Here is an 18,496-nt window from a genome sequence, read left to right as displayed (position 1 = left end):
CGGGTCAGTCGGATATGTGGAAGGTGTCCTGAAGACGCTTGCGTCGGGCGAGCCTTTCCGCGTGTTGCTGGCTGGTTTCCTGGCGGGACGGCGCGAAGAGGTTGTTCCTGGCGTCGGTCCAAGGGCGATAGCCTTTGTGTTTGAGTCTGCCTTCAAGCTCCATCTGGTCCCATAAGGCAATCTCGGCACCCGTGGGGATGTAGGACCATCCTGCGAGTGCGGCATAGCTGCTGCTGGTGTGGTTCCGCAGTATTTCTCGTGTAAATCTCCAGGCAGTGCCGAAGCCGATATTGGGGCTGGGTTTGCTCATTGCCGGGGCTTTCAGCCAGGCGCGCAGGCTTACCGGTCGCCAGGTCGTGCGGTAGCGCTGCTGCCAGTCCGCGTCTAATGCTCCTCGGTGCTGTCCGTGGAGGATGAGGAGGTAAGCGCTTTTGGGTCGATGCCGGATTCCGTTGCCCAGGCTTTTACAATTCCGGTCAGCCACCCCATGGCGTTGTCGGACCTGCGTAGCTTGTTCCAGAGGGTGGGGTGGATCTGTTCGAAGTAAGCGAGGAAAACCGCCATGGCTTGGTACTGCTCTTCCTCCGAGAGGACGACTTTGCTTTTGATAATGAAGATCATCTGGATGATTTCCAAGGGCAGCCCGGCCTTGCTGTTCAGGTTGGGCAGGTCGAACTTCAGTCCCAAGGCCTCCAGATGGACCTGGGGGTATTCCTGCTCGTCCTCATCGATTTGGGGTTCAACTACGGCGTAGGTGGTCTTATCGCTCATGGCGGTCTCCTGGATGTTGATTGTTGTTGTGGTGGGGCGGTCTGTTCTGGGTTAGGGTTCCCGCCCCCGCGAGACCGCCATCCAGCGGGGGAGGGAAGTGTGCGTGTCCTGGGATGTCAGGCCTTTTTCGCGGCCGCCTTCGGCGTGGTGGCGGGCGATGCTTCGTCGGAGAGCAGTCCGTAAGCGTGGAACTGGTAGCCGTCGGAGGCTTTCGCCATCTGCAGGGTGACCGTGAACTTGATGGTGTCGGTGTTGGTCAGGGTCAGGTCGTCGCGGTCGCTGACCTTGGCCTTGCCGCCACACACGATGATGGGGTTGGCGTACTGGTCGAGGGCCGCCAGCACGAAGCCGTAGCGCTGGTTGGTGGTGGCGTCCCTGATATGGAAAGCGCCGTGCTCGTCGGCGGCCACGCCGAAGTAGGCCTCGGCCATGTCGCGTTTGCATTCGATGCCGGGGATCTGCAGGGTCCAGTATCCGGGCTCGGTCTCGGAGACCACGATGTCGCCGTTGTGGGCTTTGATGTCGGTGGTGTCGCCCGGCTCGGGGTGCAGGGTCGCGCCGTCTTCGGAGTTGTATCCGACGGGCTTTTTGCCCTCGGGCGGCTGCCATGCTGTGTCTGCAGGCATGGCGAACTCCTCGCCGTCCTTGAACAGGAAGAGCGCGTAGTCCTTGATGAGCTTGACGAGGTCGGCGTTGTTGCCGCTGGTGATGTAGGAGGTGTCTGGCTTGGTCATTGCCGTATGTGCCTTTCGGGTTGGACTGTTGTAGAGGTGAAGGCATGTGGCGGCATGCGGTTTGTCGGGTTATGTGGTCGATACCTGCAGAAGCAGAATCGCGTAGGCGAAGATGAGCGGCCCGTCCGCCTGCCGCATGGGGCCCGAGGAGGGTGCTGCGGACACGATGGGGAAGGACAGGCCGCCGGCTGTGATGGCGTGGATGATGTCAGCGGCAAGGTCCTGTGCCTTGGCGAAGTCGCCGGTGCCGTCCTCCCCGCGGGCGATGACGCTCAGGCGCAGGCGCACGTACTGGCTGACGGGTGTGGCCATGCCCTGCGGCTCCCCGGCTAGAACGCACTCCAGAAGCGGATTGCCCTTGTCGCGCAGGCTGCCGAAGTGTACGCCGGGGAAGCAGGCTCGCAGAAAGGGTAGGAGCGTGGCCTCAATCCTGGGGGTACGGGCTGGCGGCGTCATACGCGCACCCGCCCGAGCGCCTGCGTCAAGGCACCGTTCTTGGTCTCGTTGGGCCCGTCGGTGATTAGGGTGACGCCGTTGCGGGTCCTGCCCTCGCTCTGGTCCCTGACCTTGATACGTCCATGAGGATCGTGGCCAACGGCCCGCTCGCAGGCTTCGTGCACCACCTGCTGGATCCGTTGGCTTTTCAAGACCTCGTTGCTGAACGCCTGCCGGTTGAATACGAACTTGCACCGCTTTGCCATGTTCAGCCTTCCTTAAGCGACACGTTGATGACCTCGCCGACATGGCGGCCGGCGGTGTCATGCCAGATGGCCACAGTGCCCTCAATCCGGGCCATGCGCCCCCTGACCCTGACCACATCGCTCTCCCGGATGCCGGTGGGCTCGGGGGAGCGGATGTAGAGCGTGCAGTTGTATTCGACCGCCAGCGAGTCGGTGTCGGCGGCGGCGTCCTTCTGGAAGGGTGCCACCAGCGCCGGCATGCTTTTCCAAAGGTGCAGGCCGGACTGGAAGGTGTTTCCGTCTGCGTCGGTGTCTGCAAGCCCCCGGTAAACCTCAATCGTCTCCAACCGGATCTCCCATCTGAATGACGAAGGCCCTGCGCGCGGCACCTACGCCGAGCGACCTTTTCTCATTGTCGAGCAGGTAGAGGTCGCCCAGCGGGTTGCTAAACGTGTAACCGCTGGTGAACGGGCCGGTGGTCTCGTTCGCCTGGCTGGTGCCTGCTGGCAGACCGGTTTCGTCGGCCGCCAGCGCCCGTTGGACCATGGCGCAGCAGATGTCGGCGCAGATGCCTGGCTCCTGCAGCTCGTAGTCGGCCCACCGGGGGCAGGTGGCCCGGATCTTGCGCGAGGCCCGGGCTAGCAGGACGCCGGCCTTGCTGCGCTGGTCCCCGGTCAGCTTGTGCCAGCCGGATTCCAACTCCTCAACGGATGCGAAGGCGTTGTCCTGCGGGGTTTCGTCTCGTCCGCCCATGGTTCCTCCTAGAGTTCGTCCACCCGTTGCTCGCCGGTGTCTAGGTTGCGCGTGATGCGCACCAGGACCTTGTCGGGGCGGGTGGCTTCGAAGGTCTCGTAACGGCCGGCGGGCTCGTCCTTCGCGGAAGAGGCGGGGGCCGCTGCCGGCTCCTTCTCTTTGTCGGGTTCCTCGACGGGGGTTTCCTGCACGGGCTCGGTCTGCGCATCTTCGGGCTCGGTCTGCGCATCTTCGGGCTCGTTCGCGGTGACGGCCTGGGTCGGCTCCGATTCAGTCTGCTTCTTGGCCGCTGCGCCGGCGGTCTTCCTGCTAGCCATTGATGACACCCTTCAGTCGTGCAGCTGCTTTGCCGCCGAAAACGGCAAGCCCGACGAAGAACTCGATGCGGGTGCGGTAGGCGGGCTTGTCCTGCAGCTGGCCCAGATCCTGCACGTTGACGCCCCCGTTGGTCAAGCCGGTGACCGCCTGGTCGCCTTCCGAGGAGCCGTACCGCACCGCGTAGATGCTGGAGGTGGCTGTCGCTGTGCCCTGGGTCTCAGACTGTGCGAGGATCTGGGTGCCGTCCGGGTTGGTGCCGGCCTCCAGGATGGGGATGCCGTTCCACTGGATGGCCCGCTTGCCGGCGATGTCCTCTTCGAGGACCGCGTCCAGGCTCACGTGCCGTAGTGCGGATCCGATCTTGCGCACGACCGCGGAGTTGGCGTAGATTGCGCCGTTCTGGGCGTTGATGCCTGGCACGGCTGCCAGAAGGTCATCCAGATGGTCCAGGAAGGCGTGGATCTCTGCTGTGGTGGAGCCCACGATGGGAGCGCCGTTGACGCCGGCTTCCAGGACTTGGCTGCCGACCAGGCGTTTGCGTAGCCCGTCGAAGGCCTTGGGGTCCACGTCGGTGTCGCCGTTGAAGAAGGTGTCTTGGAATTTGTAGGACAGGGCCTTGGTTTTCAGAACGGTCTGCTCGGCCCGCTGGTCGTTGAGGTTGCTGCGGGTCTTCTGGATGAAGGTGTCCACGTCCGCGTCGCCGCCCAGGATGTGCAGGGACTCGGTCTTCTGGTTGACGGTGCCGGTGGATTCGGTGTATCCCTCGTTTACGTTGCGGAACTCGACTCCCGGCAGGCTTGCTTCCGCATCGTAGGAGAAGGCGTTGCCCTCGATCGGCATGAAGGGGATTCGGTCCAGGATGGGGCTGGACTGCACAAAGGTCTCCAGCACGCCCTTGACGAGCATGTCCTGCGAGAGCTTCGCGGATTCGGCTAGTGTGACGGCCATGGTTGATGGCTCCTTTCAGATGGTGTTCATTGGTCCGCATAGGCGGCGGCCAGCAGCTGGGCGGGGCTCATACGGCCCCAGTCGCCGCCTGCGGTCGGCGGGTTGGCAGGCGGCAGCTTGGGCTTGGTGCCCTGCTGCTTCTCGGTGATCTCTCCGATGGCCTCCTGGAGCTTCTGCGCGTTCGCCTTGAGCGCGTCCCCCTCGCCGGCCAGCAGGGCCACGACCTCCCGGCTCAGCCCGGTGTCATCGGCGATTGAGCCGAGCAGCAGCTCGCGTTCATGGGCCGCCTTGAGCTCGTCGCGTTCCTTGGCCGCCTGCTCGGCCTGCTCACGCAACTTATCAATCTCGCTCTTTTTCGCCTCTTCGATCTCGTCAAGCTTGGCCGCTTTCGACTTGATTTCGTCGTAGTCGGCGTACCTGGCCTCGATCTCGGCGGCGCGCTTGGCGAGCGCTCGGCTGAATTCCTTGGACTCGTCTGACCGGCCGGCCTTGGGGTCGGCGGGTTTTGGATCCGAGGGTTTCGGCTCGGTCGCGGGTGTGCCTCCGGATGCTGGATTGGGGTCGGGGTTGGTGACGCAGCGGATACGGCGGGGCACGGGATGGTTGTGCATGGGGTTTCTCCTTGGATTGGTCGGACGCACGGTTAGCGACGCGGCGTGCGGGGTCCGCGAAAGATGGTGCTGTGAGAGGATCTGGTGGCGGGTGCAGGATTCGAACCTGCGTAGCCTGAGGCGGCCGAGTTACAGTCGGCTCCCGTTGTCCTCTTGGGTAACCCGCCGGGGTGTGGTAGCTTGGATAGTGCCAGGAGGCCCTCCGGGGTAGTGAAATAACCTACGGAAACCAGGGGATTGTCTCCTGGCTCTACTTTTTCAGCCTGACCTCCTTCAGGCCGCTTTTGCTGAGAATCCATAGTCTCTTGATGGGTGTCTGCGAGCGCTGGTTATAGAGCGCAAGCTGGTTGATGAGCTTGTCTGGCACTTCGGTGTCGCCTAGGTCGATGATGAAGGAGTCCTTGGTGACGCCTTTTCTGGCCGCCTTGCTGGCGGCTTCCGAGATGCGTTTGGCGATGTGCGAGTATTTGGCGGTTTGCATGGACTTCAGCTCGTAGTCGCCGTCCTGCTCGTTCCAGTGGAAGTCGTTGGTGGGCAAGAACTTTCGTCTGTCCTTGGGGATCCATCGGTAGTGGTTGCCGAGTTTGGCGAAGCGTTCGAGGAATACGATTTCGTGCATCTCCAGCACGTCCTTTGATGTGGGGATGCCGAGTTTTCGCTGGCGGGCGTCCCAGACGCTTTGGGGATGCGGTTTTTCGTTTTGCAGGGAGAGGATGCGCCGTTCGTCCTTCCAGGCGGTACGTGTCCTATCCGTGGCGACCCCATCCTTGAGCTGGTCGGGGTACATGGTGCGCATGCGTGCCAGGCGTTCGCGGTAGTCGCCGCTGCCTGTGGAGTCCCACATGCGGCGGTACCGGTCCGGGTTGAAGCCGGCGAGGTGCTGCTTGCCCCAGCTGGGCACTATGCGGCAGTCGCAGTGAGGGTGGTAGGAGTTTCCTAGACCGGCTGACTCCTCGCTGAGGTAGGCGAAGCCGCGGGAGGCGAGCATGAGGCAGAAGGCGCAGGTGGTGGGGCCGGCCGGCACTCTAGCCCATCTGGGTTTGGTTGGGTCCAGTCTCATGTTGCGCTGCAGTGTCAGGCGTTCCGATGCTGCGATCATTTCGGCGATGAACTGCTGTGCGTCATCCAGGTTCGACAGGTCGGGCCACAGGTCCTCGATGTGTTTGCGGGCCCGTGACCGGCGTTCGGCGACCTCCTGGTAGGTAAGCCCGGCGAAGTCCGAATCGTTGAATCCGCCCTGGACCTGCCATAGGGTGCGGTCGGGGTCGATGAGGGCAGTGTGGTCGAACGTGGGGAAGTCAGCATCTCCGTATTCGGCCCATAGGGTGCGCAGGGTGTCATAGTAGTCGTTGGCCATCTGGCTGGCGTCTCTGGCGTACTGGGCTATCAGGTCTTTCGCGTCCATGGGGTCGCGTGAGAGGACCACCTCCAGTTCGTCGGCCGCAGTCTCGCGGAGGGCATCGAGATTCCTGCGGTGGTCCTTGTGGGCCTGGTCAAGCAGCCGTTGGAGCTCCCGCATGCGGTCCGGGCTTGGATGCAGGGCGTTGAGACTCATCACCCACCTCCGGTCCATGTAGCATGGTCGCTTTCAGCTGGTCGATGCGTTCCTGAGCTCTTGCGCGCTGCTGCTCGCTGCGCAGGGTGCGGCGCTGGCGGTCGGACAGGTCGAGCATGTCGTAGGTCACGTCGCTGTCGGCCGGAAGGATGCCGGCCTGCACGAGTTTCACGGCTGCGTCTGCTGCCGCGGCCCGGCTCGGTGTGGCGGGGTTGCGCCATTGGCAGGAGATCGCCTGGGCGGTTCCGTCGGGGCCGGCCAGGTTCTGGGCCCTTGCGATGATGCGCTGCCAGGCGGGGCCGAACCAGGACTGGCATTGCTCGGCAGTCAGGCACAGCTCCTTCTGGGCCTTATCGATTGCCTCGGCGGAGGAGGGGTTGTCGGTGAGCACGCCCATCGCGTCTGGCGGCAGGCTGGTGGCGGAGGCGAACATTGTGGCTGTCTGACGCAGCTGCGCGCTGTGAGGCTCGAAGCTGTACTGCGGGAACTGACCGACGGTGGGCTGCTCCCCGTCGACATCGCTGGGGATGGCCAGCACCTGGTCCAGCATGATCTTCCAGTTGGGAATCCTGCCCCCATCCTCATCGGTGAACATGTCCTCGCTGACTCCGATAAAGTAACGGGGCGGGACGGAATACAGCTCGGCCTGCATCTCGGAACGCAGAAAGGTGCGCACGGCGCTGTCGGTCAGGCTCATGACGGTGCGGCTGATGCGGCTGCGGCCGAAGGGGCGTTTGGCGTCGGGCTTGTAGGCCAGCAGTTCGCAGGGCAGGCACTGGCCGGCGTGGTCTGTGCGCGAGTACACCTGCCAGACAGGGCCGGATTGCACGATGCCGACGGTGTGCTCGGTGTCCATCAGGTACATGCCTTGCAGGAGTTTGCCGTCGTCGGACACATCGAGCAGGAGGGCCGCGGCCAGGCCGTGTAGGCGCTTGTCCCACACGCCGGTGGCCACGTCCGCTGTGAACTCCTGGATGATGGCTTCGGGCTCGCCGATGGAGGTGTCGCCCTGTAGGGCAGCCAGGAAGCTGCATGAGTGCACGAGCGCGTCGGTATGCGCGGACTGGGCGGTCTGCAGCAGGCCGTTGGCGTCCATCAGGTCGGACACCTGCCTTGACAGCTCGGAGCCGTCCTGGGTGGTGACCCCATCCAGGACCACACGGTTGGCGAGCGCTTCGACGGCTTTCTCGGGCCAGCCCACGACGATGTCGATGTCCTTGGCGATGGGCGGCAGGCTGTAGCCTATGTCCTTGAGTTCGTTGCGCCCGTCGTAGTATTTGGTGCGGATCAGGTTGCGGGCGCGTTTTTCAAGCAGGCGGCGCAGGAGCCTGCGGTAGAGGGTCTGCTCAGCGTTGGTCAGGCCGCTGATGGTCTGAGGCGGGATGATCATCGTATGAGCCTCTGCTTTCGGTTGGGGTCGCGTTTGGTGACCGCTGTTCCATAGAGGGCGAGTGTCACCGCGATCAGGGGGCTGATGTCGATGTCGGAGCCGAGTTTGTTCCAGCCGACTGCTCCTGAGCCGCCGATGTTGCGGGTGGTGGCGTTGGCCACGGCGATGTCGAGGGCGGGCTGTTTGCCGTCGGCCAGGTGGGTGAGCTTGCCGTCCCTGAGCATGTCCAGCATCCTTCCGCAGGCGCGTCCCATGTCTGGGGCGCTGGTGGTGATGACCTTGACGTGCCGGGCTTTCAGGTCGGGCAGGAGGGCCATGGCGGGCGACTGGCCGTCGATGACGACGGCAGCGGTGCGCGGCCACCGGTCGGCAATCCAGTCGACGGCCCAGGCGCTGCCCTTGGACCGGGTGGATTCGAAGGCCTTGAGCTCGATGTGGGCGCTGCCATCTGCGTGCTTGACGCAGCCGCCGATGGCCAGGCTCGAGCGGTCTGGGGGCATGTCGATGGCGTAGCCGACCAAGCCAGCGGTGTCCGGCTCGTCGGTGGCCGCCATCCGCCATTGCGCCGGGTCGATGGCGCTGCTGGCGGCGACGGTGTCCCAGATGCCGAGTCCCTCGCGCCGGAAGCTGTCAGGGCTGAGCTGTTTCTGCAGGCGCAGGATCGAGCTGGCCGGCGTGCGCCTGGGGTAGGAGGGGTTGGCCATGGCCCATTGCTTGCGGTCGTCGGGGTCTGCGCCGGGGTCGGCGCTGAATTCTAGGTAGAGCATGTCATCGGTGCCGGCTAGTGCCTCCTGGCGGCGGATGGTGAATGCCTCGCTGGGGTCGCCGGGCTTGGGTGGGGTGCCCATCATGATCAGCAGGCCGTTGTCGGCGGTGTTCATGGCGGGGACCATGTCGCTCATAGCGGTCTCGGTCAGAATCTGTGCCTCGTCCAGGATGACGATGCCCACGCCCTTGAACCCGCGGCCGAACCCGCGTTCCCTGGCCCCGAACAGGATGCGAGAGCCGTTGACGAAAGCGACTTCCTGCTGCCCATTGGCGCTGCGGATGCGGGCGATGCGCCGGCGTGCGCCTTTGCGTCGGGCCATGGAGCGCATGTCGCCGAACGTCTCGTCCGAGGTGCGCGAGCGGTGGGCGGTCCACAGGACCAGGAGTCCGGGGTGCAGGATGCACAGCATGAACACCATGGATCCGATCAGGAATGTCTTGCCCACCTGCCGGCACAGGCTCATGACCACACCGCCAATGCCTGCTGCATACCTTCCGTCGGCTCGCTTGGCCAGGATGAGCATGCCCAGCGCGTCCTGCCAGTAGTCGAACTCGATGCCCAGGAGGGCCTGCGCTAATTGCCTGACCCTGGGCCATTCCGAGGAGACGATGCCAGAGGGGATGAGCAGGTGGCGGGCGGCCTCAGATAGCTTCGGCGCTGAACGGGACATCCTGCGCCTCGCTTTCCTGGTCGTCCAGAGCGGCGACCGGGTCGTCGTCCTCCCGGTAGTCCTGCAGCTCCTTGGAAGCCGCGAGCAGCTGCCTGGAGATGGCGGGCAAGTCACGGCTGGAAGTCTCGTCGGATTCAATAGCTTTCCTCAGCCGGCGCACGGTCAGGCGCAGCATGTCCTCGTAGGAGGGCAGCGGGTCGACCATCTCCTCGAAGTCCTCCTGGGTAAGCGGCTCGGGATCCTTGCGCCGGCGGCGCATGATCTTGGCCTGGCCGGCGGGCTGACGGGGAGAGGAGGCCAGGCGGGTGCGCTCGCGGCTGGCCTTTTTGCGGCAGGCCGGAGAGCAGTACTTCTGGTCCTTGCGGGAGGGGATGAAAGCCTTGCCACATTGCGGGCATTTGCGGATCTCGGCGGACAGGGCCTCGTGCGACGTTTTACCGCGGCTCATGCCCCTTGCCTCCTCGCCAGTCGGCAGTAAGGCTCCCGGTATGCGACGCTTCGGTGCCCTGCGACGTTTTTCATTTTCCTTGGTATTGCCCGGGGAGAGATCAGCACTGCACCCGAGGCGGCTGTCGACCGGCCCTGGGGGGCACCCCCCCAGGTCACCACTCGCCGCTGGTTTCCATCGGCAGCGAAGTCGGTTGAATATCCTGCGCATGGCCTCTTTCGCGCAATGACGCGATGCGCCGGCGCGCCCACTCGACGGTGTGGTTGCTTCGGGTGCGGTTGCACCAGCGGTGGGCCAGGAAGCAGTTGGAGAACTCGGTGGGCGAGCCGCCCTTGGACACCGGTATCATCTCGTCGACTTCGGGGCTGCCGGGAAGCCCGGCCGGCAGGCTCTTGTCCACCGGCTCGCCGCACAGCCAGCACGTGTCATACGCTGCTTTGACCCTGGCCGCCACCTGGTCCCGCCTCCACCCGTTGGCCCGACGGTTGTTACGCCTGCCCATGCGCAGCCCCTATCATTGCGCGGTGTTCACTGCTGCGAAAGACGGTGCGCCCCACTCGTCAAAGGAGAAGGCGGGTGGGGCGCGCTGTTGATCGGAAAGAGATCATCGGAATCAGCCATACTGGTCGTCCCCGGCTTCCGCTGGGAAGGACCAACACTACCAACATGCACGATTACAGCAGCGGATGCAAGAAACGATTACACCTCTCGGGTGCAGGCCCGCCAGATATCCCACAGCAGGTAGACCGGCTTGCCGTCCTGCCTGGCCACCGGCTCAACGATGCCGCGCAGCTTCCACTGTGCGATGGTCTGCCGCCGAACTGGCATGCCGCAGGACCTGAGCAGGCGCGCGAGGCTGGCGGCAGTGCCTTGTGCACCGCTGGCGGCCAAGCGCAGGATACGGGCCTGCTGGACTTCGCGCACCTTGAGGGTGGTGTGGCATGAGGGGCACACGGTCCAGCCGGATTCCAGGTCGTCCTGGGCGCACCACAGCTCGGATCCGCACTGCTGGCAGTAGCCTATCAGCGTATGGTCCTCGAGCGGCTCGAACTGTCGGTCCATGCGCTGGACGAGCGTCGCGGCCATCCGCTTGATGATGGGCGCGTCAGGCCGGGTGAGCAGGCGGTCCACTCGATTGGTGGCGGCGGTCAGCAGGCCCTCGGTCGGCACGTGCCGCTGGCGCACGCCCACGGCCCGCCCTAGGCTCCACGCGAAGTGTTCGATGTCCTCCAAGAGGTTCCATGCGCCTTCGTTCAAGGGAATGGGTGCAGTGGTGCGCATGCCCGCATGGGAGCTGTGGGCTGTCACGGACGCCTTCTTCGCCGCCAATTGCCGCAGATCGGGTAGATGGACGCGCAAGGCGCGCAGGTCCTGGTCGAGCTGCCGGTGGTCGTGGTCCTGGTCGTCCGTCTGGTTCATGCGCGCTCCTTCTCTGTCGTCGACCAGAGACCGACGACAGTCCGCCCCTCCGCCGTCGGTTTGCTTAGCGGCTTGGTGGTCTGCTCGGACGTGTACCTTGCCTGGGCCCAGGTGAGGATTCTCTCGCGCAGCACGCTGCTGGTCATGCTTCCTCCATGGGGTCGTAGGGGTTGCCGCTCTGCCGTCTGGTGAACCAATCCAGGCATCCGTCCTGGTGTCCCTGACGCCATGCCTCAGCCTGGAGGGCCGACATGCGTTCGTGTTGCTCCGGCGGCTCTTCGGGGGAGGGGGTGTGGTCGAGGATCCATTGGGCCAGCCTGCGGGCCGTGGGCACGTCGACCATGGCATACATGTCGAATTGGTCGCCGGACAGGCTCAGGCGCAAACCGCCCGCAGCCAGGGTGACATCCACATCCGGTTGTCCGCTCTGCTCGGACCAGGACTCGTGCGAGACACAGGCGTAATCGCCCTCGCTGCCTCTGCCGCTGCTCCAGGTGACGCCCGTCTTCCGGTCAGTCCTGTTGTCCTCCGGTGTCATCGTGCTCACGCTGCCTCCTCCGGCTTGCACTTGTTTGGGTACTTCGCGTCTATCAGACGGGCATAGAGTCTGAAACCGAACCCGCCGTCCTCACTCACCACCGGTTTGCCGAGGAATCCCAAACCATCGTCCTCATACAGCGGCACATCGGTGAGGCCGTGGCCGTCCGCCAGCCACTCGTGCTCCAGCGCCGTCATCCGCGCGTAGAGGTCGGTGTTCATATCACTCTCAAACTCATCCAGGGACAGCACTAGCCGGTTCCTCACATCCGTGAGCCCCATGCATGGCTTGCCGGCACCGATCGCCCTGGCCTGGTCGGTACTGGTGTTACGGACAACAATCGCCCCCAGATTACCGTCCCGCTCCTGAACCAGATAGACCCTCAATCCTCCGCTCATGACTCCTCCCTGAACAGATCCTCCACGGATTCCAGGTGCTTGCCGATGTGAGCGACATAAAGCGTTTTTACGCCATTGCAGGTGATGCAGAACTTGGTTTCCGTCCTGGGGAACAGACCGTCGAACATCTCGAGACTCACTCCTGCGAGCGCTTGGAGAAGGTTGTCGTGTGTGCGGTCGAGTGCATCTTCAGGCCCGAGGCGGTAGATGCCGAGCAGCTTGCTGTCGTCTGCTCTGATGTAGCGGATTGCTTCGGCTCCTTGGAAGCTTTCGTCGCGGACCTCGTATTGCTTGTTGCCTTGTTTGATCAGCTGGTAGATGTCTGGCCTGATTTTGGCAGTGATGATGGTGGTGGCTTTCAATGCTGCTCCTGGTCTGTCTCTTGTCGAAGTTGGTCAGTGCCTGGCGCGCTTGCTTCAGAAGGTGCTTCAAGAGCCAGTATGCGGTGGTGGCGTGTGTAGTTTGAGTAGGCCTCCTGTATGCGGTTGTGTCGGGTTTTGGGCAGCACGATCGTGGGTGAGAGGCACGGGCTGGTCATGCAAGAGAGGAAGGGTACACGCTGTCGGCTTGCCTGGCGTTTGTCGGGGGCGTACAAGCTTGGGCACAGGTCGCATGTGGCCGTGCCCTTGGTGGTGAACGCGTGCTCGGATTCGACGTGCAGGTCGTCGGCCGCGGCCGGCAGCACGTCGGGCAGCTTGCGGACGTGGGTCCGGTCGAACGCCAGCTTTGTCCTAGCAGGCGTGGCAAGACCGGCTGTGCATTCCTGGCGTTCGGCCAGCAGGCCGTCGTCCAGTGAGATTCTCGTCGCTTTTCCTTCTTGACGTGTTCGAGGATGAATTGGGCGAGGGGCAGGGCTGGCCTGTTTCAGTTCATTGTTCATTGCTGGTCGATTCCTTCCAGGCTGCTACGCAGGTCGGCGAGCATGACCACTTCGCGTGATTTGAGGGGTTTGGAGAGCATGGTCTCGATCGCCAGGCCCGCGTCCAGGGTCCGTTGGGCCAGACTGGCGGTGTCGTAGACCACTTCAGTGATCGGATCGATGTCGCCCCAGCGTTGCAGGTGTTCCTGCTTGGTCTTGGAGTCCATGGCCCTGCGCACCAGGGCCAGGTAGGAGGCAGAGGCCTTGAGGATGCCCTGCGCCTTGGGCAGCAGTTCCACCAGCATCTCCGGGGTGGCCTCGTCCGGGACCAGCGCGTCCACGCCCTTGTTCCTTCTCGTCTCACTCATGATTGATTCCTTCCGTGTCCGTCGGTATCTGTACCGGTGTCCATCCGCCTTGGTCGTCCAGGAAAACCCAGCCATGCTGGCGGGTCAGGACAGGCACCATCTCGGGATGGTCCTGCCAGGCGTGCACCAGCCAGCCCTTCTCGTATGCCTCGGCCGTAGCACTCCCGTGCACGTCGCCATGGCAGCCGCTGTCCCCGGACCCGCACAAAAGAATCAGGTTGGACGCCTCATGCAGGCCGGGCCACCGGTGCGAACGCATCCTGCGATGGTGCCGGTTCATCCAGGTGGAGCCCAAGGGCTTGCCGCAGCGCACGCACCGCCAGTTGTCGCGCCGGTCCACCAGGCGTTTGACCTGTTCGCTGGGCTGGTTGCTCATGCCTGCTCCTCCCACATCGTCCACATCCACACATGGAAACAGCGCCGGCTCATAACCGGCCCCCATTCCACAGGTCATCCGGCGGATAGTGGCCTCCCTGCGGCATCTCCGCCTCGGAATCACGGCTGGACTTGTCAAACGGGTGCTCAGCCTTAAAACCATGGGCCCCGCTTCCACTCAAAGCCTCCGTCAGCGGCGAGCGCCCACCGCTGGCGGTTCTCAGTCCGTCCAGCATCATCTGGTACTCTGCGATGTCCCGGTCCAGGCAATGAGATGTGCGGTGATCGGTGGCGGGTATGCGCTCGCGGATGCGGTGTGCGAGCGCCGGGCGGATGGTATTGAGGAGGATGCGCAGGCTGGATACGTCCATGTGCTGGTGGCTTGTGTTTTCGAGCAGGCCTGGCATGGTTTGGTCCAGCCATTTGGTGTCGAAGTGGACACTTGACCCTGCCGGATGCAGGATGGCTTGTTTGGTTTGGCGGCGGAGCCAGGCTGCGAACATGCGTTGGGCTGAGGCTTGTTTGAGTCCGGTTCGGCTTTCTTCCAGCAGCCTGTTGTTCCTGTGCGTGCGCTGTGCCCATGCCGACGGCCCGTCTGTGTGGGTGCGTCGGGGGGCGATGACTGTGTGCAGGCTTGTCTTCACTTGCTTGGCCTGCAGGTCCGTCACCCGCATCTCCATCTCCAGGAGCAGATCGGAGACCGGGTTCAGGCCGGTGGTTTCCACGTCGATCCATAGCAGTCGGTGCGGCAGGTTGCTTCGATGGTTGCCGCTCATGCGATCTCCTTGAGTTCGTCCGGCCGGTTGGGCAGTCCCAGCTGTTCCAGGGCTTGGTCCGGGGTGGTTCCTGTGTTCAGCAAGTCGGCCAGGTGGCAGCCCAGGTCGACGTCCGGGCTTTCGCCGTCTTCGCAGCGCAGCAGGTCCCGCACGTGGGTGCACTTCCAGGTGTGCTTGTGTGGCTTGGCGGGGATTGCGTCGGCTGTGGCCGGCAGGCCCGGGGTGGCTGCCTGTCGTTCGTCGCGCAGGCTCTTGGCGCGCTTTGTGATCCATGAGGCGAACGCGGCGTCCAGGTCCCGGTAGCCGTAATGCCGGATGCCTTTGGCTTTGATGGCGTCGCGGAACTCGGCCTCCAGGTCCGGCACGTCCACGAAAGGCAGGCCGCGCTCCCGGAGTTCCACCGCCCGCTGGTAGCAGGACGGCGACGGGTGCCACGCATCCACGTCGGGCCAGTGACCATCATCATCGGAGGGGGAGGGGTTCTCTTTTTCTCTCTCTTTTTGGTTTTTGGTTTTAGGTTTTTGGTTTGTATCCGTTATTTGCGTGTTATCGGTGCTGTTACGTAACGCGTTATCGTCGGCGTTATCCTTGCGTTGTTTTGCCCGGTGTTTGGCTTGTCGCTTGGCGTTTGACGTTTTCATCTGTTCGATTTCCTCTCGTGAGTTCTGCGATTCCAGGTAGTCATGCACGCACGCTCCGTCTTCGGTTTCGTCCCACAGGCCGAGCTCGAACATGCGGTCTTTCTGTCGTTTTTTCACTCCCAGCAGCTCAGAGATTGCGTAATCGGAGATCTGGCCGTCGGTGAGCTTGTCGCTGCAGAAACTGATGGAGATGACCCACAGGGCGAACTCCTTGGGATGCTCCTGCGCGATGCGCCGCATCTTTTCGTTCGTCCACAGGTCGTTGCGCAACTGCGCGAAGCCGCCCTTCATGACCGGGCATCCTTGAAACGCACAGGCGTGGACCGGGCGGGGGTTATCATGTCGCGCTGGAGCGCCTGCCTGACGGCGTCGGCAGCCCACTGTTCATCCGCCACCGTGCACATGCAGGCCTCGCCCCGCACGTGCCTGCCATTCATATCCTCGGCCGTAAGGCTTTCGCACCGTTTGCTCATGATTGCTCCTCTGTAGGCTCCTCCCCGTCCCGCGGGCGCGGTCCGGGTTCCTGTTCGTCGTGGTCCCTGCCGGCGGCCCAGGCGATGCCTATGGCTGCCGCCAGCAGGAAGATGGCTGCTATCGTCTGCCTCATGAGCTCTCCTTGTGTGGGTTGGGGTGAGACCTGGAGGTTTCCGCAGAGAGCCTCCCTTCCTCCCAGGCCTTGGCTTTGACCTGGCCGAGCCAGCGGTCGAAGGCATGCCAGGCGCTCATGCCGCCGTCGCGGTCGTAGTATTCGTGGACCGCCCAGCGGATCTGGTGCTTCTCCAACGGCAGCACGCGGGGCTCAGAACTCGGGTTGGCCATCGTCGCTCCCGAACCCGCATCCGTTGCCGGCTCCCTGGAATCCCGGATCGCTGTGGGCCCGTGTCACCTGGACGGTGGACCTGAGCAGGCTGGGGCCCAGGTCGTCCACGGTCATCTCGATCACGGTGCGCTCCGTTCCGTCCTTAGTGGTGTAGGAGCGTTGGGAGAGCCTGCCGGTGGCGAGCACCGCGCTGCCCTTGTCAAGGCTGGCGGCGATATGCTCGGCCAGCCCCTCCCAGGCGGTGCAGCGCAGGAACACGGTCTGTCCGTCCTCCCACTGTTTCGACTGCCTGTTGTAGGCCCGGGGCGTGGAAGCGATGGTGAACCCCGCCACCCGTTTGCCTGTTCCCGTCGTACGCAGTTCGGGGGCCGCGGTCAGGTTGCCGTGCACGGTCACGGCTGCTTCGTTAATCATTCGATTCTTCTTTCCATTCGATGCCCTGGCGCATCAGGTCCAATCGACGCCACATCACCAGGTCGCTCTTTGACAAGGCCGCCCGGAAGGACGGGTACCGGCAGAAATGCACCAGCAGGCGCTCAACCGCGCTCACGCCAGCACCTCTCCAACGCCGTCGACAGGCCCGTGCCCCTGCGGGAGCGTCGGGCCCTGGACAGCCAGGCCGCTTTGGCCCGTGACTGCTGCATCAGGTAGCGCGACTCGGCGGCCATCCGTCTGCTGCGCTCGCTGGCCCACGCGCAGCCGGCCACGGCGATGGTGTCCGCCACCTCGTCCAGGAAGGCATCGACCTGATCCGTGTCGTAGCCCTCACGCAGGCGATGGGTATCGAACTCCTTGTCATGCACATCCTTGGGTGTCAGCATTCGCCGCCTCCCTCCGCGGTGCCCTGGCGCAGGGCACCGGCCTTGTACGCCCGCACCACAGCCGGGTCGTACCTGACGGCTCGGCCCAGCTTGTAGTACTCGTGCAACTCCCGGCCTTCGAACCGCCACAGGGCGAGGGTCTTGACCGGGATCCCCAGATATGCGGAAACCCGTCGGGGAGACCATGGCGTCTCGGCCCCGGAGCGTTCAATCGTCCTGGCTTCCATTGCGCACCTCCTTCGCCTCTGCCATGCCGGCGCGTGTCAGCCGGTAGCGCGAGCACCTGCCGCCAGCCTCGCTGCGGCCTCCCTGGTCCGCGACCTCCACCAGGCCCAGCCGGCACAGCTCGGACAGGCGCGTGCGGATCGTGGACTCGCCCAGCGGGCGGGCCTGCGGGTGCCGCCGTTCATGGATCCTCTGGGCCTTGCGATGCACCCGCCATGCCTCGACAGGTGCGGCGTTGTGCCGACGCAGTTCCAGCAACGCTTCCAGGGTCAGCCGCTGCTTCTCCTTGGTCTTCACCCGGCCGGCCGCCTCGAAGCTGGTGGACGGGTCGCCCTCACGGGTGGGTGCCTCCAGCAGATCCTCTATCGTGGGTTGACTCAGTCGCACAGATCCCACCTCCTCAGTCCGTACGAAGCCAGGGCCAGGCCGGCAACGGCTGCCGCCAGGTGCGCCAATGAGAGCACACCTCTGGTGAGCGCGTACGCCAGCCACGTCGACCCCCAGCCTGCGAGCAGCAGGCCAGCAGACCCCGCCAACAGGAACAGGAACGCTTTCATCGCTGTCCCTCCTTGATGAGCTCTGTCGCTTTCGCCGCTATCTATACAGTGATGGGCGGTTTGCTCATTCGCCGGCCATTGGCAGCTCATTTCGGTCTTCTCGTTTCCATCGGTTGATAGCTGGGTTTTCAGCAGGGTCTGTTCGCCCGCGTCGCCGCGCTGGTACAAGAGCGGCAAGGCTGGCGGTTCCTTTCTGTGGGAGAACAGCAGCATCTTTAGCGTGGCCTGTTTGGGCTTTTCCATGCCCTGCTTTGGTTTGGCGGGTATACTGTTTCCAGACATTGGAATAACCAACTTTCTTGTCTATGAAGCCGCTGCGTCACCAGCGGTTTCTTCTTTTCTTCTGTGAAAGTGAGGCCGGGGCGGCGGGGAAAACCGCCCCGACGATCCCCTAAGATGGATAGCGAAGCCGTATATCCGGTACGGCTCCCATCGAAGGGGAAGAATCAATGGTCAATGGTCTGTTCCTGGGGAATAAGAGAGAAGCCTGGCTGCTCGCCGACAGTGAGAATCCGAAAGATCTCATGGAGAACCTTGCCCGAGCAGCCAAAGAAGGCACGACTGTTTTTGTGAAGGCCAGAAAGGCATCTACCGGGCCGGAACTTCAGGTTGCAATAAACCCAAGTGTCATTCCTTTTTGGTTCGTGGATTCGGTGACCAGGCAGAAAGGCACAATCTATTGAGACGTGGTCGGCGCTGACGGAAGTCATCGGACGCCCCCGACCTTGTCTATGACATTCAGGAGACGGTCGGTGGAGTTGAATTCTGCGGTGGCGCGGAGCGTGGCAGCGATGGCAATGCCGACACCGATGGCGGCCACGCCTGATCCAAGCAGCACCGCCGTAGATTTAAACATGATTTTCACGGTTTTGGTCTTCATTGCTTCCCCTTTTCTGCGAGCCCTGATGATTGAGACAAGGGGTCGTCGATGCCGCAGTTGTGGTTGTTGGTCTTATGTGGTGTTGTTTGTGGTTGGGTAGAGGATCGGGGGTTTTGTTTTATGGGTGTGGTCTGGGATTGGGTCGGCGGTAATGCTGCCACGGTAGGCGGTT

36 protein-coding genes and 1 tRNA gene are annotated in these 18,496 nt (G+C 63.6%); 1 reads left to right on the top strand and 36 read right to left on the bottom strand.

Annotated elements, in window-relative coordinates:
* Positions 1-4 precede the first annotated feature (4 nt).
* The 35 genes from ACGG9J_RS01535 to ACGG9J_RS01365 all read right to left on the bottom strand — a co-directional run bounded on the left by ACGG9J_RS01535 (position 5) and on the right by ACGG9J_RS01365 (position 17,687).
* Positions 5-310, bottom strand: coding sequence for a hypothetical protein (locus ACGG9J_RS01535; RefSeq protein WP_198190714.1), 306 nt, complete (start codon positions 308-310; stop codon positions 5-7).
* Between the two features lie 74 nt (positions 311-384).
* The gene (locus ACGG9J_RS01530; RefSeq protein WP_198190715.1) at positions 385-771 is read right to left on the bottom strand and encodes a hypothetical protein; all 387 of its coding nucleotides are present in this window, start codon (positions 769-771) and stop codon (positions 385-387) included.
* A gap of 116 nt (positions 772-887) precedes the next feature.
* Positions 888-1,505 (bottom strand): phage tail tube protein, encoded by a 618-nt coding sequence (locus ACGG9J_RS01525; protein ID WP_390132986.1) that lies wholly within the window; start codon positions 1,503-1,505, stop codon positions 888-890.
* Between the two features lie 69 nt (positions 1,506-1,574).
* Positions 1,575-1,961, bottom strand: coding sequence for a hypothetical protein (locus tag ACGG9J_RS01520; protein ID WP_390132984.1), 387 nt, complete (start codon positions 1,959-1,961; stop codon positions 1,575-1,577).
* Positions 1,958-2,206: a hypothetical protein gene (locus ACGG9J_RS01515; RefSeq protein WP_390132982.1), complete on the bottom strand. Its 249-nt coding sequence runs from the start codon at positions 2,204-2,206 to the stop codon at positions 1,958-1,960. The genes ACGG9J_RS01520 and ACGG9J_RS01515 overlap by 4 nt, the downstream gene beginning before the upstream one ends.
* Before the next feature lie 2 nt (positions 2,207-2,208).
* The gene (locus tag ACGG9J_RS01510) at positions 2,209-2,532 is read right to left on the bottom strand and encodes a hypothetical protein (protein ID WP_390132980.1); all 324 of its coding nucleotides are present in this window, start codon (positions 2,530-2,532) and stop codon (positions 2,209-2,211) included.
* Positions 2,519-2,938 carry a Gp19/Gp15/Gp42 family protein gene (locus tag ACGG9J_RS01505; protein WP_390132978.1) on the bottom strand — a complete coding sequence of 140 codons (420 nt, stop codon included), beginning with the start codon at positions 2,936-2,938 and terminating at the stop codon, positions 2,519-2,521. Before ACGG9J_RS01505 ends, ACGG9J_RS01510 begins: the two co-directional genes overlap by 14 nt.
* 8 nt (positions 2,939-2,946) lie before the next feature.
* Complete coding sequence (locus ACGG9J_RS01500) at positions 2,947-3,255, bottom strand: hypothetical protein (RefSeq protein ID WP_390132976.1); 309 nt, start codon at positions 3,253-3,255, stop codon at positions 2,947-2,949.
* Positions 3,248-4,204 (bottom strand): major capsid protein, encoded by a 957-nt coding sequence (locus ACGG9J_RS01495; protein ID WP_390132973.1) that lies wholly within the window; start codon positions 4,202-4,204, stop codon positions 3,248-3,250. The genes ACGG9J_RS01500 and ACGG9J_RS01495 overlap by 8 nt, the downstream gene beginning before the upstream one ends.
* A 26-nt stretch (positions 4,205-4,230) precedes the next feature.
* Positions 4,231-4,815 (bottom strand): hypothetical protein, encoded by a 585-nt coding sequence (locus ACGG9J_RS01490; RefSeq protein WP_390132971.1) that lies wholly within the window; start codon positions 4,813-4,815, stop codon positions 4,231-4,233.
* An 82-nt stretch (positions 4,816-4,897) separates the two neighbouring features.
* Positions 4,898-4,982 (bottom strand) — tRNA-Tyr (locus ACGG9J_RS01485).
* Positions 4,983-5,065: 83 nt separating this feature from the next.
* Complete coding sequence (locus ACGG9J_RS01480; protein ID WP_390132969.1) at positions 5,066-6,370, bottom strand: VG15 protein; 1,305 nt, start codon at positions 6,368-6,370, stop codon at positions 5,066-5,068.
* Positions 6,309-7,760, bottom strand: a complete 1,452-nt coding sequence (locus tag ACGG9J_RS01475) for a portal protein (RefSeq protein ID WP_390132967.1) — start codon at positions 7,758-7,760, stop codon at positions 6,309-6,311. The genes ACGG9J_RS01480 and ACGG9J_RS01475 overlap by 62 nt, the downstream gene beginning before the upstream one ends.
* Complete coding sequence (locus ACGG9J_RS01470) at positions 7,757-9,199, bottom strand: terminase (protein ID WP_390132965.1); 1,443 nt, start codon at positions 9,197-9,199, stop codon at positions 7,757-7,759. Before ACGG9J_RS01470 ends, ACGG9J_RS01475 begins: the two co-directional genes overlap by 4 nt.
* Positions 9,171-9,647, bottom strand: coding sequence for a recombination protein NinG (locus ACGG9J_RS01465; protein WP_390132963.1), 477 nt, complete (start codon positions 9,645-9,647; stop codon positions 9,171-9,173). The genes ACGG9J_RS01470 and ACGG9J_RS01465 overlap by 29 nt, the downstream gene beginning before the upstream one ends.
* A gap of 154 nt (positions 9,648-9,801) precedes the next feature.
* On the bottom strand, positions 9,802-10,101 hold the full coding sequence (locus tag ACGG9J_RS01460) for an HNH endonuclease (protein WP_390132961.1): 300 nt from the start codon (positions 10,099-10,101) through the stop codon (positions 9,802-9,804).
* A 245-nt stretch (positions 10,102-10,346) separates the two neighbouring features.
* Positions 10,347-10,955: a TraR/DksA C4-type zinc finger protein gene (locus ACGG9J_RS01455; protein ID WP_390132959.1), complete on the bottom strand. Its 609-nt coding sequence runs from the start codon at positions 10,953-10,955 to the stop codon at positions 10,347-10,349.
* Positions 10,956-11,062: 107 nt separating this feature from the next.
* Positions 11,063-11,212, bottom strand: coding sequence for a hypothetical protein (locus tag ACGG9J_RS01450; protein ID WP_390132957.1), 150 nt, complete (start codon positions 11,210-11,212; stop codon positions 11,063-11,065).
* Complete coding sequence (locus ACGG9J_RS01445) at positions 11,209-11,613, bottom strand: hypothetical protein (protein WP_390132955.1); 405 nt, start codon at positions 11,611-11,613, stop codon at positions 11,209-11,211. The genes ACGG9J_RS01450 and ACGG9J_RS01445 overlap by 4 nt, the downstream gene beginning before the upstream one ends.
* Positions 11,610-12,002 carry a hypothetical protein gene (locus tag ACGG9J_RS01440; protein ID WP_390132953.1) on the bottom strand — a complete coding sequence of 131 codons (393 nt, stop codon included), beginning with the start codon at positions 12,000-12,002 and terminating at the stop codon, positions 11,610-11,612. The genes ACGG9J_RS01445 and ACGG9J_RS01440 overlap by 4 nt, the downstream gene beginning before the upstream one ends.
* The gene (locus tag ACGG9J_RS01435) at positions 11,999-12,364 is read right to left on the bottom strand and encodes a hypothetical protein (RefSeq protein ID WP_390132951.1); all 366 of its coding nucleotides are present in this window, start codon (positions 12,362-12,364) and stop codon (positions 11,999-12,001) included. The genes ACGG9J_RS01440 and ACGG9J_RS01435 overlap by 4 nt, the downstream gene beginning before the upstream one ends.
* Entirely contained in the window at positions 12,361-12,882 is a 522-nt protein-coding gene (locus ACGG9J_RS01430; RefSeq protein WP_390132949.1) for a hypothetical protein, read from the bottom strand. The genes ACGG9J_RS01435 and ACGG9J_RS01430 overlap by 4 nt, the downstream gene beginning before the upstream one ends.
* The gene (locus ACGG9J_RS01425) at positions 12,879-13,229 is read right to left on the bottom strand and encodes a hypothetical protein (RefSeq protein ID WP_390132947.1); all 351 of its coding nucleotides are present in this window, start codon (positions 13,227-13,229) and stop codon (positions 12,879-12,881) included. Before ACGG9J_RS01425 ends, ACGG9J_RS01430 begins: the two co-directional genes overlap by 4 nt.
* Positions 13,222-13,605, bottom strand: coding sequence for a hypothetical protein (locus ACGG9J_RS01420; RefSeq protein ID WP_390132945.1), 384 nt, complete (start codon positions 13,603-13,605; stop codon positions 13,222-13,224). Before ACGG9J_RS01420 ends, ACGG9J_RS01425 begins: the two co-directional genes overlap by 8 nt.
* A gap of 49 nt (positions 13,606-13,654) precedes the next feature.
* Positions 13,655-14,380: a 3'-5' exonuclease family protein gene (locus ACGG9J_RS01415; RefSeq protein WP_390132943.1), complete on the bottom strand. Its 726-nt coding sequence runs from the start codon at positions 14,378-14,380 to the stop codon at positions 13,655-13,657.
* Entirely contained in the window at positions 14,377-15,312 is a 936-nt protein-coding gene (locus tag ACGG9J_RS01410; RefSeq protein WP_390132941.1) for a hypothetical protein, read from the bottom strand. Before ACGG9J_RS01410 ends, ACGG9J_RS01415 begins: the two co-directional genes overlap by 4 nt.
* Positions 15,309-15,494 carry a hypothetical protein gene (locus tag ACGG9J_RS01405; RefSeq protein ID WP_390132939.1) on the bottom strand — a complete coding sequence of 62 codons (186 nt, stop codon included), beginning with the start codon at positions 15,492-15,494 and terminating at the stop codon, positions 15,309-15,311. The genes ACGG9J_RS01410 and ACGG9J_RS01405 overlap by 4 nt, the downstream gene beginning before the upstream one ends.
* Entirely contained in the window at positions 15,491-15,628 is a 138-nt protein-coding gene (locus ACGG9J_RS01400) for a hypothetical protein (protein ID WP_390132937.1), read from the bottom strand. The genes ACGG9J_RS01405 and ACGG9J_RS01400 overlap by 4 nt, the downstream gene beginning before the upstream one ends.
* The gene (locus ACGG9J_RS01395; protein WP_390132935.1) at positions 15,625-15,840 is read right to left on the bottom strand and encodes a hypothetical protein; all 216 of its coding nucleotides are present in this window, start codon (positions 15,838-15,840) and stop codon (positions 15,625-15,627) included. The genes ACGG9J_RS01400 and ACGG9J_RS01395 overlap by 4 nt, the downstream gene beginning before the upstream one ends.
* Entirely contained in the window at positions 15,821-16,255 is a 435-nt protein-coding gene (ssb, locus tag ACGG9J_RS01390) for a single-stranded DNA-binding protein (RefSeq protein WP_390132933.1), read from the bottom strand. The genes ACGG9J_RS01395 and ssb overlap by 20 nt, the downstream gene beginning before the upstream one ends.
* A complete protein-coding gene (locus ACGG9J_RS01385; RefSeq protein WP_220237233.1) occupies positions 16,248-16,391 on the bottom strand; it encodes a hypothetical protein in 144 nt (47 codons plus the stop codon). Before ACGG9J_RS01385 ends, ssb begins: the two co-directional genes overlap by 8 nt.
* Positions 16,378-16,662: a DivIVA domain-containing protein gene (locus ACGG9J_RS01380; RefSeq protein ID WP_390132931.1), complete on the bottom strand. Its 285-nt coding sequence runs from the start codon at positions 16,660-16,662 to the stop codon at positions 16,378-16,380. The genes ACGG9J_RS01385 and ACGG9J_RS01380 overlap by 14 nt, the downstream gene beginning before the upstream one ends.
* Positions 16,656-16,889: a hypothetical protein gene (locus ACGG9J_RS01375; protein ID WP_220237235.1), complete on the bottom strand. Its 234-nt coding sequence runs from the start codon at positions 16,887-16,889 to the stop codon at positions 16,656-16,658. Before ACGG9J_RS01375 ends, ACGG9J_RS01380 begins: the two co-directional genes overlap by 7 nt.
* Positions 16,870-17,274: a hypothetical protein gene (locus ACGG9J_RS01370; protein ID WP_390132929.1), complete on the bottom strand. Its 405-nt coding sequence runs from the start codon at positions 17,272-17,274 to the stop codon at positions 16,870-16,872. Before ACGG9J_RS01370 ends, ACGG9J_RS01375 begins: the two co-directional genes overlap by 20 nt.
* The gene (locus ACGG9J_RS01365) at positions 17,265-17,687 is read right to left on the bottom strand and encodes a hypothetical protein (protein ID WP_390132927.1); all 423 of its coding nucleotides are present in this window, start codon (positions 17,685-17,687) and stop codon (positions 17,265-17,267) included. Before ACGG9J_RS01365 ends, ACGG9J_RS01370 begins: the two co-directional genes overlap by 10 nt.
* Positions 17,688-17,893: 206 nt before the next feature.
* Between ACGG9J_RS01365 and ACGG9J_RS01360 the strand changes: the two genes are divergently transcribed.
* Positions 17,894-18,127 (top strand): hypothetical protein, encoded by a 234-nt coding sequence (locus tag ACGG9J_RS01360; protein WP_220237238.1) that lies wholly within the window; start codon positions 17,894-17,896, stop codon positions 18,125-18,127.
* 23 nt (positions 18,128-18,150) lie between these two features.
* Here ACGG9J_RS01360 and ACGG9J_RS01355 read toward each other — a convergent pair whose 3' ends face one another.
* Complete coding sequence (locus tag ACGG9J_RS01355; RefSeq protein WP_220237239.1) at positions 18,151-18,324, bottom strand: hypothetical protein; 174 nt, start codon at positions 18,322-18,324, stop codon at positions 18,151-18,153.
* Positions 18,325-18,496: the final 172 nt, after the last annotated feature.

The organism is Bifidobacterium apicola (genome assembly GCF_042846865.1).
In the GTDB taxonomy this organism is placed as follows: domain Bacteria; phylum Actinomycetota; class Actinomycetes; order Actinomycetales; family Bifidobacteriaceae; genus Bombiscardovia; species Bombiscardovia apicola.
Note: the sequence above shows the minus strand (reverse complement) of the source record. Positions and strands in the feature narration are given on the sequence as shown.